The organism is Pseudomonas sp. GM17 (assembly GCF_000282175.2).
GTDB classification, from domain to species: Bacteria; Pseudomonadota; Gammaproteobacteria; order Pseudomonadales; family Pseudomonadaceae; genus Aquipseudomonas; species Aquipseudomonas chlororaphis.
Genome location: NZ_CP124732.1, coordinates 4,297,939 through 4,310,851, shown reverse-complemented (window position 1 = coordinate 4,310,851; position 12,913 = coordinate 4,297,939). Strand labels below are relative to the sequence as shown.

Annotated in this window: 13 protein-coding genes; 6 read left to right on the top strand and 7 right to left on the bottom strand. The window is 57.8% G+C overall.

Going from position 1 to position 12,913, the window contains the following annotated elements; translation table 11 throughout:
* The 7 genes from PMI20_RS19395 to PMI20_RS19365 all read right to left on the bottom strand — a co-directional run bounded on the left by PMI20_RS19395 (position 1) and on the right by PMI20_RS19365 (position 6,246).
* Positions 1-1,392, bottom strand: a complete 1,392-nt coding sequence (locus PMI20_RS19395; protein ID WP_238543410.1) for a His-Xaa-Ser system-associated MauG-like protein — start codon at positions 1,390-1,392, stop codon at positions 1-3.
* Positions 1,367-1,762: a TIGR03982 family His-Xaa-Ser system protein gene (locus PMI20_RS19390; RefSeq protein WP_157173141.1), complete on the bottom strand. Its 396-nt coding sequence runs from the start codon at positions 1,760-1,762 to the stop codon at positions 1,367-1,369. Before PMI20_RS19390 ends, PMI20_RS19395 begins: the two co-directional genes overlap by 26 nt.
* The gene (hxsA, locus tag PMI20_RS19385; RefSeq protein WP_007923508.1) at positions 1,759-2,388 is read right to left on the bottom strand and encodes a His-Xaa-Ser repeat protein HxsA; all 630 of its coding nucleotides are present in this window, start codon (positions 2,386-2,388) and stop codon (positions 1,759-1,761) included. The genes PMI20_RS19390 and hxsA overlap by 4 nt, the downstream gene beginning before the upstream one ends.
* Complete coding sequence (hxsC, locus tag PMI20_RS19380; protein WP_007923510.1) at positions 2,381-3,562, bottom strand: His-Xaa-Ser system radical SAM maturase HxsC; 1,182 nt, start codon at positions 3,560-3,562, stop codon at positions 2,381-2,383. Before hxsC ends, hxsA begins: the two co-directional genes overlap by 8 nt.
* On the bottom strand, positions 3,555-5,000 hold the full coding sequence (hxsB, locus tag PMI20_RS19375) for a His-Xaa-Ser system radical SAM maturase HxsB (protein WP_081502425.1): 1,446 nt from the start codon (positions 4,998-5,000) through the stop codon (positions 3,555-3,557). The genes hxsC and hxsB overlap by 8 nt, the downstream gene beginning before the upstream one ends.
* A complete protein-coding gene (locus PMI20_RS19370) occupies positions 4,997-5,275 on the bottom strand; it encodes a hypothetical protein (RefSeq protein WP_157173142.1) in 279 nt (92 codons plus the stop codon). Before PMI20_RS19370 ends, hxsB begins: the two co-directional genes overlap by 4 nt.
* 422 nt (positions 5,276-5,697) lie before the next feature.
* Positions 5,698-6,246: a YniB family protein gene (locus tag PMI20_RS19365; RefSeq protein WP_007923514.1), complete on the bottom strand. Its 549-nt coding sequence runs from the start codon at positions 6,244-6,246 to the stop codon at positions 5,698-5,700.
* A gap of 147 nt (positions 6,247-6,393) precedes the next feature.
* On the opposite strand from PMI20_RS19365, the gene PMI20_RS19360 reads away from it, so the two are divergent.
* The 6 genes from PMI20_RS19360 (at position 6,394) to PMI20_RS19335 (ending at position 12,578) form a co-directional block, all read left to right on the top strand.
* Positions 6,394-6,543 (top strand): hypothetical protein, encoded by a 150-nt coding sequence (locus tag PMI20_RS19360; protein WP_349775296.1) that lies wholly within the window; start codon positions 6,394-6,396, stop codon positions 6,541-6,543.
* A 184-nt stretch (positions 6,544-6,727) separates the two neighbouring features.
* A complete protein-coding gene (locus PMI20_RS19355; RefSeq protein WP_007923518.1) occupies positions 6,728-7,381 on the top strand; it encodes a peroxiredoxin in 654 nt (217 codons plus the stop codon).
* A gap of 269 nt (positions 7,382-7,650) precedes the next feature.
* Positions 7,651-8,319 carry an ABC transporter ATP-binding protein gene (locus PMI20_RS19350; RefSeq protein ID WP_007923520.1) on the top strand — a complete coding sequence of 223 codons (669 nt, stop codon included), beginning with the start codon at positions 7,651-7,653 and terminating at the stop codon, positions 8,317-8,319.
* Entirely contained in the window at positions 8,285-10,801 is a 2,517-nt protein-coding gene (locus tag PMI20_RS19345; protein ID WP_007923522.1) for an FtsX-like permease family protein, read from the top strand. Before PMI20_RS19350 ends, PMI20_RS19345 begins: the two co-directional genes overlap by 35 nt.
* Positions 10,791-11,867, top strand: coding sequence for a lipocalin-like domain-containing protein (locus PMI20_RS19340; protein WP_007923529.1), 1,077 nt, complete (start codon positions 10,791-10,793; stop codon positions 11,865-11,867). The genes PMI20_RS19345 and PMI20_RS19340 overlap by 11 nt, the downstream gene beginning before the upstream one ends.
* 123 nt (positions 11,868-11,990) lie before the next feature.
* A complete protein-coding gene (locus PMI20_RS19335) occupies positions 11,991-12,578 on the top strand; it encodes a hypothetical protein (RefSeq protein ID WP_007923530.1) in 588 nt (195 codons plus the stop codon).
* The last annotated feature ends 335 nt before the right edge of the window (positions 12,579-12,913 follow it).

The following is a 12,913-nucleotide window of genomic DNA, read 5'->3' as shown; positions in this document are numbered from 1 at the left end:
TCACTCAACAATGAACTGATTCATCCCAGAGGGTACTGATTTAGGCAGTGCTTCATCCGTTGACAATATAGGGTCTGATTGCAGTGCCTCTAGAAACGCAACGACTGCCTGCACGTCGTTTGGCGCCATCGGGTAGATCTCGGCAAGGATGGGGGAGCGGTACCTCAGCAGCCGCCCCGCGAGTTCCGCTTCGCGAGGTCGACCTTTCTGTGCGGCAAACATTAATGGAATGGGGTTGAAGTGATGACTAATGACTTCTTCCAAGGATGCGAATACCCCGTTGTGCCCCCATGGCCCAGTTCGCGTGACATTACGTAGCGGTGGAGTGCGAAATTGAAAGCGATCTATGGCCAACCCCGTCGCTTTTGCCCTTCCATAATCTAAATAACCTCCGTGCTTGCCAACATCGAGTTGCGGCACGGCAAGTCCGTGATATTTAAAGTCCGAGAACTCCTCACCTGTATGACAAACCGCGCAGCGCCCTTTGCCGAAGAAAATCATCGCTCCTTTTTTTTGCTGCTGGGATAAAGCTGCGATTTCTCCTCCTACATACATATCCCAAGCTGCTGGTTTAAGCTGAAACGCTAAGGAAATGTATGCTGCCAAGGCATTGCCAACATGAGTAATATTAAACTCGCTTGTATCCGGATAAGCTGACTGGAAGAGTTTTCTATATTCTGATTGCATAGTGGTCGAGGCGACCGAAGTGCCTAGTAAGCGTTTAACCAAATTACTATATACATTCAGAGTCCGCTCTTGAAAATTGTCAGGGTCGACTGTTATGTCGACTAGATCCGCATGGTAGGTGGTTTCACTCTCACCCCCGCGGCGTCCAGATCGGCCCAGCATTTCATCAGGTTCCACTTGGGGAAAGCTTGCTGCGACGGCAAGTAGATTTTCAAATCCCTTAGGCAATTTATTACCCATAGGCGATTCAAAACTCCCATTTTCGCCCATCTGTACTCGTCCGTCCCAAAATAAAGCGGTAAATTCGCTCTTTCCACGATTAAAAAAAGGGAGCACATTTCTCGGTACGACGAAGGCTTCTGGAGATTTAAGCCTTTGTTCTCCCACTCCGCTTGAGCCGATACCCACGGCCATAGGCAACCCGTCAACACTGCCTTTGCTTCGGACGTGACAAGTCGCACAAGTCGTGTTGTTTGGCCCGCCCATAATGGGGTCAAAAAACAGCATCTGCCCTAACTTTTCCTTCGGCCCCATGGACAACGTCCTGGTGGTCATGGGCTCAACCCGGTATGCAGCGAGCACCTTCCTCAGAAGTTGATCTTCATGACTAAGTTGTGACGCCTGCAGATGGCTAATCGAAGAAAGGAAAATAAAATACGTAAGAACCAACTTTCTCATATTAAAATCTATCCATGCGATGAGCATCGACCATCTGCTGTACCGTGATTTGTTCTACTTCAAGTACCTCCAGGCCTAACATCGCCAGTCGGTCTTCTGATAATCCATTAATTAATAGCTTTTTACGGAGTAAGTCGTATTCGTGACAGACAATCATCCCAACGTCTGCACTTAACCTGAGACGTTCTGTGTATGGATCATTTCCGATCAAGTCCCGTAGGGCAGCTTCCTCATGCATAGCCAAGTCGCACTCTAAAGCGAGTCGCTTGTACTCATCACCATGACTATATTCGGCGATAAGCGGTCGAACATAATCATGGAAGACAATGAAGCACAGTCCGATCACACATATCACGGGAGCCCAAAGTCGAATATTTCTATAGACCTTGCGATTCATTTGGGAACAATCACGCCTAAGGCGTTCAGTGTTTGCGTACCCATCATACCATCTACAGGCAAGTGGTTATGAGACTGGAATAATTTCAGTGCCACACGAGTTTGCTCGCCCATCACGCCGTCTATGGTGCCAGGCTCATAACCTTTGATAATCAAACCCATCTGTACGCGCCGAATTAACTCCATGAGTTTTTTATTATTAGGGTCAAAATCTGAGCCGATGGGGCTGACTGTCGAAGGTCTTCCTGCGTCTACAGGATTTCGGCTACCGGTGGAACCACCAAGACTGTTCGAGCCGTTCGTTCCAAAGTTGCTCGAGTAAGGCGTTTTTGGTGCTGAATAGGCAGGACTAGGGGGGGAATAAGTCTTACTTGGAGCAGTGTAAGTCCGGCTTGGAGCAGAGTAAGAACCGCTTCCTGAACTGTGAGATGAATGCGAGGAATGTGACGAGTGGGATCGATGAGCGGCGTATAGGTTGTCGCCTGGCATGTTAAGCGGACGTAAGCTGACCGGATCGAGTCTGCTGGCGAAAGGGTCCTTCAGTCCCTGCTCCAGGGCTTGCACATCAGTGTTCACCATAGAAGTCCCGGCGACGAATGCTGAAAGCGAAGTGATGAATTTAGACATTGATAATCCCTTCAATTTTTTGGATTTTCATCGAATGTTTATCTGGGTGATGCCATGAAAAAAGCCCTGCACAATCTGTTTTCACTCTGCAAGTAGCACAGTCCTCAGCAAACGTACGTTTCCAATCGGAGATGCTTTTGTGTGCATACGGCCATAGAGTTTGTGGCAGAGCGCAGAGTGGAGCATTCATCAAAATGGCAGGTACCTTCGCTCGCTTCAGTGTCCTAAAACCGTGACTGAGTTCCGCGCTCCAGTCTCGAAGGTCAATGTCGGTCAGTTCGGGGTTAGCCAAAGCAAAGCCAACGGGTTCACATGCCATTAATGCGACCTCACGGACGAAAGGCAAATTACGACCAATGAATTCGCAAAGCGCTGCAAGGTTTTCCAAAACAGGGCGAATCAGCACGATTCTCAGCTGAACGGCTTGCCCAAATCGACGAAGATTCAGTAGACCCGCCAGTGTCTCCTCAAATGCCCCCGGACTCTGAACGACAAAGTCATGTAGAAAGTCAGCATGTCCATAGAGCGGTACCATCCATGTCACGCGCTCACCCAGCCCCTTTAACATGCGCTCAGCATAGATCGGATCAGCTAACAGCCTTCCGTTGCTCAACACGTCGTACCGAGTGCTAGGATGTTGATGAGCAAAGGTATCAAGCACTAGACGCAGATGCTCGCCCAACAACAAAGGCTCTCCTCCGGAAAATCCCAATGTATACGGAGAGCTAGCTATATGATTGGCGACTTCTACTGCCTCGCTTACCAGCCAGCTATCATCATGTTTTGTCGGGGGCTGCGAGCACATGAGGCAATAGCTATTGCACCGATTGGTGAGGAAAACAGTGTGGTGCTGGTCCGTATACCGAAATAAGACATGCGCGTGATTCATGTGGTCGGCAACGGCTACTACGTCTTCGTCCATCAGAATGCCATCGGTTTCAACTACGGTTTCCGACTGCCATTGGCCTGCAGCATAGAGATTAGGTGTCAGTAAAATCAGGTTGGTTAGCCCAGCACTACGCAGTTGCGCAACTTTGGTGATCCCCTCCACATCTGCGGCCCTCACTAAAAATCTCAATTCGGGTCGCCACTGCGCGCTCAAATTATCGAGGGAAATGACTCTAGCTACTGTTCGATATTCAACGCCATGCGTTTGTACACGGACCTTACGCATTAGAATGTCCAGCGGGGTGAGCCCAGCGGTAGGCAATATCGAGAAAATCGTCGTCGGCACCTCGTAACTTATGAAAAAAGTATTCGAAAAGCCATTTATGTCGTTTGCAGTGTTCAGTAAGCAAAGCAACAGCCCTCATGTCGCCAAATTCGGCTTGCGCCCCCACTGGATCAGGCCCGCAAAAACTATTGAATGCGCAAGTTTCACAGCCCACCGCTTTAGTAGAAATACTTGTTTCTATCAGCTGCCTCATGACAGGAGAAGTCATTAACTGTGCAAGAGAGTCACCAATAGAACCTAAACGTAAAGAGCAATCTCCCGTTTCGGCAAGCATCCGGGCCTCGTCGCTGGGATAGACATAACCGTCGTAGTTGTAGACCAGAACAGCAAGACCCGACCCTGTCGGGCTTTGCAAGTCGACATAACCCGCATCGAAAGGTGATAAAAGCTTGTTAAAAATTAGTGCGGCGGTACCTTCGCGTAACTCAGTACCTCTGGCGTTCCATTCTAAGACACGATGCAAAGCTTTCTGATAAAAGTTTGTAAACTCTGGAAGGGTGTATCCCAAATGCTTGATGTTGCGCTTGGCAAATCCATACAAGCTTAAAGGTCGCATGAAAATTTCGGTGAATCCATTTTTTACATACTCGTCCACAATGGCCTCAGGGTACGCAAGAGAGGCTTTAGTTGTAGTCATCAATGCTGCAACCGCTTGTGGGCCCATGATACTCCGTGCCAGTTCGACTCCTGCTAAAGTCCGGGCATGCGAATCACGCGATGGTAATGGGCGGTTTTTATTGTGCAACGTTGCCGGGCCGTCAAGGCTCGTTGAGAGGTAGACCTGATTACTTCTAAAATACTCACACATCCCAACGGTTAACTGGTGCAATGTTGATGTGACCACGAAACGAATACGGCGCTTGTGTTGCAGATTCATTTTTTGAATAAGATCAACTGCTCGTTGAATAAGATCGAAACGGAGCAACGGGTCGCCACCTTGAAACTCAATTGTCAGAGCATCGGCCTGACTTTGAAAAATAGTCGCGCAAGCATCATCAATCTGAGTTGGGGTCATTGAGTGCCCTACATCTTCAAGGCGTCTGCTGACTTGGCAGTATTGACAAGAATGTTCGCACTGAAGGGTAGGCACAATTATATGCAGTGACTGACCTGCCAATACAGTTTCTTTTCGGGCTGCTATTCGTGATCGTAATAGTTCTTGAGTTCCGAAAGAGTTTTTCCCGGTTAGAAAATACTTAGATTGTAGTTCGGCGCGCTTTTTGAGCTCTAGTTTTTCAGGTGCTTGAACTAGATTCAACAATTCCTGTTGCGTCAAAAAGGCATGATCACCTGCAGCACTAACAGCTATAACGGACTGATCGTCGAATCGATGAAAACCGAATGGCAGCAGGTCTCCCACAATGATGTTAGCGTTCATTCAGAGACCCCAACAAACATATCCAACCGCACTAAGTTGTTGGGTGGAATTTTCCTACGAGTAACTTCGTCATCCAATAATTGCGTCAAAAGCTCGTTAAACTTGTGAGTGTTCGATTTTTTTGAACAGAGCGCCTGAAAGCCCGCGTCCACCTGCCGCAACTCGTACCCTCGATGAATCAATTCAGCTTGAATAGAAAGTGATAAAGGTCGATTGATATCGATCCAAAGCTCGGCCGGAGATGACTCAGGAAAGATGAGATTGATATTCGTCACGGGCAACATTCCATTGGTTTGCTTTATACATTGGCTCCATCCCAAAGAGCTTATTGCATGCAGACGTGGCCTGCCGAGGAGACCAATTCCAATATTACATTTTTACTCTGAGCTCAAATCTTGAAGAAAGATAGCAATATGATGTCGCTCCGTCCAATTTTTTGCCTGACACAAATCCGCACAGTCTCAAAGCAGTTTGCCTGCCAAAAAATAGGTGGGCTATAACCCGAGTCTTGCACCTCTGACTGACAGCTTTTGGCCGTTTGCTGCCGATTATGATCATCACCGAATGTGGACTACTTTGTGGTTTTGCTTCTCTGGCAATTTCATACATTAGAAGCGCTCTGAAAAGATCTCCTTGATTTAGCGAACCCACGGATATCTACCATCAAGCCCGAAAACTTAACCCACCATCACCGGCCTCACAAAATCCGCAACACCCACAACACCCCCAAATAAACCACCCCAATCCCCACCGGCAGCACACAAAGCACCCGAACCTGCGAAAAGAACGAAGGCACGGCCTCCACCGGAGTCGAGTCTTCCAGTTGCTGCAACGTCATGACCGCGACACCTTCCTCCGCTGGGGCATTGAGCCGGGCCTGGATCAGGGGTTCGACTTCCTCGACTTTGCGCATCAGGGTCCGGCCCCAGGTGAACAGGGCGGCGCCGATGAAGATCAGCAGGTAGATCACCAGGAATTTCCAGTGGGGCGGGTTGCTCAGGCGGATGAAGTCGGGGGTTGGGCTGTTGTCCCAGAACCAGTCCAGGGGGCGGGTGTTTTCGTAGACGGTGAACATGAAGTTCTTGATCGGGCGGTTGATGGTCGCCGCGGCGGTGGTGTAGCTGTCCAGGCGCCAGTGGAGCATTTTCAGGGTGGAAAACACGGTGGAGATCAAGGCGCCGGTAAACAGCAATGCGCCTGCGGCGATGGCCAGCCGGTATTTCAATTGGGCCTGGGTGTAGTTCATCTGTGCGTCCTGCGATGAAGAAAAGGGCCGCAATACTAATAGTTCGTCGCCCCTGGCCGATAGGGGCGGCGCTGGCTTATGGGCTGCCTTTGGGCCTCGAGGGTTTCAGCCGGCAGGGCTACGACGAACGCTATCGGCGGCTCGGCCTTGCTGTACAACCTGCCGAAATGGGACATGACCCTGCGCCTGCGTAACGTCTTCGACAAGGACTATTACGCCTCGGCGCATGGCTCGGTGGACCTGATCACGCCGGGCGCGCCACGGACCCTGGAGCTGAGCGCCAACTACCGGTTTTGAAGGCCTACCCTGAGACCAAAGCCCGGCAGTGCGACACTGCCGGGCTTTTTTGTCTGCGCTCGCCTTGCCTGATGTGTCTCCTATACTCATTCGCGCCGACAGGTTCAGCCGTACCCGAACGCCGCCGCAACAGCCGTCAGTTCCCTGACAACTACCCCTCCCAGTCACTGCAAGGAGACCAACCATGGCAATCCGCATTGGCGACGAAGCACCCGATTTCACTGCCGACACGACCGAAGGTCCGCTGCACTTCCACGAGTGGATCGGCGATAAGTGGGCAATCCTGTTCTCCCACCCGAAGGACTTCACCCCGGTGTGCACCACCGAGCTCGGTTATATGGCCAGGCTCAAGCCGGAGTTCGACAAACGCAATACCCGGATTGTCGGGCTCAGCATCGACCCGGTCAGCGACCATAAGGCCTGGGTCGGCGACATCCAGGAGACCCAGGGGCATGCGGTCAACTACCCGATGATCGGTGACGAAAACCTGGTGGTGGCCAAGCTCTACGACATGATCCACCCCAATGCCAGTGGTGGCGCGCGCACCGCTGTGGACAACGCCACCGTGCGTTCGGTGTTCATCATCGGCCCGGACAAGAAGGTCAAGGCCATGCTGGTCTACCCGATGAGCGCCGGGCGCAATTTCGATGAAGTGCTGCGCCTGCTCGATGCCCTGCAACTGAATGCCAAGCACACCGTCGCCACCCCGGTGAACTGGCGCCCAGGCGAGGACGTGATCATTCCTACCTCGGTATCCGACGAGGACGCCCGGAAGAAATACCCGCAAGGCTTCAAGACGTTGAAGCCCTATCTGCGCACCGTGGAGCAACCGAAGTAACGACCACCGACAAAGGCTTGCTCACGGAGCAGGCCTGCGGGAACGACGCTGCGCCGGACAGGGTTCACCCAGCAGGCCGCCGCGGCGTCGCAGTCACTTCCATGGGTCGCTTTTAGCCAGGATGGGCAGCCACTGCCCATCCGCGGTTCGAACAGTCCGTTTTAATACCGCTGAGCGCAGGTCGAACCCTGGGCGGAGTTGCGCGCGCAAACCCTCGTGCTCTGACAAGCGCTATCCTTGAGCCTTCCTTCCGTTGCCAGAGCCCACCCATGCTCGATGTACACGCCGTCCGCAAAAGCTACGCCACGCCCCAGGGCCCGTTGATGGTGTTGCAGGGGGTCGACCTGCATCTGGAGCAGGGCGGCAGCCTGGCGCTGATGGGCGAGTCGGGCAGTGGCAAGAGCACCTTGCTGCATCTGATCGCCGGCCTGGACAAGGTCGATGGCGGCAGCATCCGCATCGGCGGGCAGCAGCTGGAGCGGATGAACGAAAATCAGCTGGCCAACTGGCGGCGCACCGAAGTCGGGTTGGTGTTCCAGCAGTTCAACCTGATCGGCAGCCTGCGGGTGGAGGACAACCTGGGGTTCCAGGCGCGGCTGGCCGGGCGTTTCGATGGGCGTTGGCAGGCGCAGTTGGTGGAGCGCCTGGGCCTGGGCGATCTGCTGCGGCGTTACCCGGAGCAACTGTCCGGCGGTCAGCAACAGCGGGTGGCCCTGGGTCGCGCCCTGGCCGGCAAACCGCGGCTGCTGTTGGCCGATGAACCCACCGGCAGCCTCGACGAAGCCACCAGCGACGACGTGCTGCAGCTGTTGCTGGAGCTATTGGCCGAGACCCCCACCAGCCTGTTGATGGTCACCCACAGCCAGCGTGTAGCCAGTCGCCTGGGGCGAATCGCGCTGCTGCATGGCGGGCGTCTGGCCGGCGCGGGCGAGCACTGAGGTGCGGGTGTTCTGGCACAGCCTGCGGGCGCTGCTCAGCCATTGGCGGCGGCACCCGGTGCAGTTCTTCAGTGTGCTGACCGGGCTGTGGCTGGCCACCAGCCTGTTGACCGGGGTGCAGGCGCTCAACAGCCAGGCGCGGGACAGTTACGCCAAGGCCAGCCAGTTGATCGGCGGCGCGCCCCAGGCCAGCCTGGCCACGGCCAATGGTGCGCCGTTTTCCCAGGACCTGTTCGTCGGCCTGCGCCGGGCCGGCTGGCCGGTGTCGCCGGTGGTGCAAGGCCGGCTGACGCTCAAGGGCCATGCACAGCAGCGCCTGCAATTGCTCGGGATCGAGCCGCTGTCGTTGCCGGCCGGTGCGGCGGTCGCCGGCCAGGTGCTGGACTCCGCGCGCATGGTCGAACTCGTCAGCCCACCGGGCAGCACCTGGATTGCCCCGCAAACCCTGGAAGCCCTCGGCTACCGCGAAGGCGATCGGCCGGTGACCGCGAGCGGCCAGTCACTGCCACCGCTGCACAGCCAGGCGGACATGGCGCCGGGGCTGCTGCTGGTGGATATCGGGTTTGCCCAGCCGCTGCTGGGCTTGCCGCAGCAGATCTCACGGCTGCTGTTGCCGGCGGATTTCGCCGCCAGCGCGCCGACCTTGCCCGATGCGTTCAAGAGCCTGCTGGTGCTCAAGCGCGGCAGTGAGGAAAACGATCTGGCGCGCCTGACCGAGAGCTTTCACCTGAACCTCGATGCCCTGGGTTTCCTGTCGTTCCTGGTCGGCCTGTTTATCGTGCACGCCGCCATCGGCCTGGCCCTGGAGCAGCGGCGTGGCCTGCTGCGGACCCTGCGCGCCTGCGGGGTCAGCGCGCGGATGCTGATCGCCTGCCTGTGTGTCGAACTCGGTGGCCTGGCCTTGCTCGGTGGGCTGGCCGGGGTGCTTAGCGGCTACCTGCTGGCCAGCGTGCTGCTGCCGGATGTCGCCGCCAGCCTGCGCGGCCTGTATGGCGCCGAGGTGGCGGGGCAGTTGAGCCTGAGCCCCGGGTGGTGGTTGGGCGGCATCGGTCTGAGCCTGCTCGGCGCCTTGCTAGCGGGCGCCAACAGTTTGCTGCGGGCGGCGCGTTTGCCATTGCTGGCGTTGGCCGATCCCCAGGCCTGGCATCAGGCGCATGCACGCTGGCTGCGGCGTCAGGCCTGGGTCGCCACGGCCCTGATCGTACTGGCGGGCGCGGCCTGGGCCTGGGGCGACAGCCTGGGCAGCGGTTTCGTGCTGATGGCCGGCTTGCTGCTGGGCGCGGCCCTGGGCCTGCCGGTATTGCTCAATGGGTTGCTCAGCGCGCTGCTCGGGCGCAGCCGCTCGGTGCTCGGGCAGTGGTTTCTCGCCGATTGCCGGCAGCAGTTGCCGGCCCTGAGCCTGGCGTTGATGGCGCTGCTGCTGGCGCTCGCCGCCAATATCGGCGCCGGCAGCATGACCGCCGGTTTTCGCCAGACCTTCGCCGACTGGCTCGAGCAACGCCTGAGCGCCGAGCTGTACATCAACCCGCAGACCCCGGCGCAGGCGCGGGAGCTGCAACGCTGGCTGCCCGAGCAGCCTGCCGTTGCCGCGGTGCTGCCGGTCTGGCAGGTGGCGCTGCAACTGCAAGGCTGGCCGGCGGACCTGTACGGGGTGATCGAGCATGCCAGCTACCGCCAGCACTGGCCCTTGCTCGAAGCCCTGGGCGAGCAGCCCTGGACCCAGCTGGCCAGCGCCGACACCTTGATGCTCAGCGAGCAGACGGCGCGCCGGCTCAAGGTGCGGCTGGGCGATCGGCTGGATATCCCTGTGCCCGGGGGGCATTGGGCGCCGCAAGTGGTGGCGATCTATGCCGACTACGGCAACCCCAGGGGCCATCTGCTGGTGAATGCCGAGCACTTGCTGGCGCACTGGCCGCAGTTGACGCCCAACCGCTTTAATCTGCGCATCGAGCCGTCCGTCGTGGCGCCGCTGGTCAGTGCCTTGCAGCAGCGCTTTGGCCTCGACGACAGCCGCATGGTCGAGCAGGCGCAGCTCAAGGGCTGGTCGAGCCAGGTATTCGAACGCACCTTCGCCGCCACCGCCGCGCTCAACAGCCTGACCCTGGGGGTGGCCGGGGTGGCGCTGTTTATCAGCCTGCTGACCCAGAGCCAGAGTCGCCTCGGCCAGCTCGCACCGCTGTGGGCGCTGGGGGTGAGCCGGCGCCAGCTGATGCTGCTCAACCTCGGGCAGACCTGGCTGCTGGCGCTGCTGACCTTGCTCCTGGCGCTGCCCCTGGGCATCGCCCTGGCCTGGTGCCTGGACACGGTGATCAATGTCCAGGCCTTCGGCTGGCGCCTGCCGTTGCGGGTGTTTCCGTTGCAACTGGTGCAGCTGCTGGCCCTGGCGGTATTGGCCACCTTGCTTGCCTCGGCCTGGCCGTTGCTGCGGTTGTATCGCAGCCAACCGGCGGATCTGCTCAGGACTTTCGCCCATGAAGATTGAACGGCTGCCTGGCCTGTTGCTGGTGTTGGCCCTGTGCGGTTGCGATAAAGGCGACGAGCCGGCGCAAGGTTTCGCCGGCCTGGGCGAGGACGCCGCGGCGTTCACCCAGGTGGTGCCGGGGCGGGTGTTCAGCTTCCCGGCGGACCATGGCGTGCATGACGGTTTTCGCATCGAATGGTGGTACCTCACCGCCGACCTCAGGGCCAGCGACGGCCAGCGCTTCGGCGTGCAGTGGACGCTGTTTCGCAGCGCCTTGCGCGCCGAACCCGACCAGCCCGGCTGGCAGGCGCCGAATGTCTGGCTGGGCCACGCCGCGGCGACTTCGGCCACTGCCCATCACGCCGCCGAACGTTACGCCCGCGGCGGGGTGGGGCAGGCCGGGGTGACCGCGCAGCCGTTCAAGGCCTGGATCGACGACTGGAGTTTCAGCAGCCAGTCCGCCGACGCCGACCCGCTGGCGCACATGCAACTGCAAGCCAGCGGCGCGGGTTTCGCCTACCGCTTGCAACTGCGCAGCGACCGGCCCCTGGTACTCCAGGGCGAGGCGGGCTACAGCCGCAAGTCCGAGCAGGGCCAGGCGTCCTATTACTACAGCCAGCCGTTTTTCCAGGCCGAGGGCAGCCTGCAGATCGACGGCCAGACCTATCAGGTCAGCGGCCCGGCCTGGCTCGACCGCGAATGGAGCAGCCAGCCCCTGGCGGCCGGGCAGAGCGGGTGGGACTGGTTCTCCCTGCACCTGGACAGCGGCGAACGGCTGATGCTGTTCCGCGTGCGGGAAAACCACAAACCGCCCTACATCACCGGCACCTGGATCGAGCCCGACGGCCGCACCCAGATCCTGCACAAGGACGATATCCAGCTCACCCCGCTGGAGGACTCCAAGGTGGCGGGGCGCACATTGCCCACCCGCTGGCGTTTGCGCATTCCCGGTCGCGGCTTGGATATCAATGCCGAGGCGCTCAACCCCAAGGCCTGGATGAACCTGCGCATTCCTTATTGGGAAGGGCCGGTGCAATTGAGCGGCAGCCATGCGGGCAGCGGTTATCTGGAGATGACCGGTTACTGAGACTGGCTGCGTGCAACAAATCGATTGAAGTTACCAACGTCGTTCCGGACCGCGTCTATGCTCAAGCGGCACCGCGCGCCTGAACGGCGCGGGTCTTGTCTTCAATTACAGGGATGAACTTCTATGAAGCCGCTTCACTCTCTGGCCAAAGCCGTTGCCTTGGCCACTCTGTTGTCTGCTGCCAGCCTGCATGCCTACGCCGCCGACATTCCGTTGGCCGGTACCGTGGAGGCCGATGAACTGGTGACCAAAGTGCTCTCCGTGGATGCCGCCAAGCATCGCGTGGTGCTGGAAGGCGCGCAGGGCCAACCGGTGCATGTGCAACTCAGCGATCAGGCCAAGGACCTGGGGCATTTGAAGGTGGGCGACCAGGTCAATGTGCGGGTCACTCACGCGGTGGTGGCGGTGCTGGACACCAATGTGGAAAAAGGCCTGCCGGATTCCGCTGAGCGCACCGGGGTGATTCGCGCCACCAAGGACAACCCCAACCCGGGCGGCGAAGCCTATCGCCAGGTGCAGGTGCAACTGAAGATCACCGACATCGACCTGAAGAACAATCAGCTGACCTTCCAGGGGCCGGCGGGTAACAAGAAGGTCCTGGCCGTGGAAAAACCGGAAGTCCAGGCCCGGCTGAAAGACCTCAAGGTCGGCCAGAGCGTGGTGGTGACCTACACCGATGTGTTGCAAGTTACGACGCAGCACGAAGGTTGATTGAGACCGGGCGCTGGTCGTTGTGGCGGCCGGCGCGCGGATCTCGGGAGGTCCGTGCGGGGAGTTGAACGAAGGTGAGCGAAATAAAAAAAATTCCGCCAGCTTTGTGTTCAGAATTCTTCAGAATATGTGCACGGACTTTCTTTTGTCGTTCGATTAAAATAGTTCTCGTTCGCCCGGTGCAAGGGCTCTTTACCGGTGCATGGATTGCCAGGCCAGAGCACTGGGCGAACACCCTCTTCGGGGTTTCCGCCCCACCATTTCCGCCATTGCGTTCATGCGACTCGCGCAGGTTCGACGCCTGTTGCCAGCGGTTGCCAAGCACTCTCGGCTCT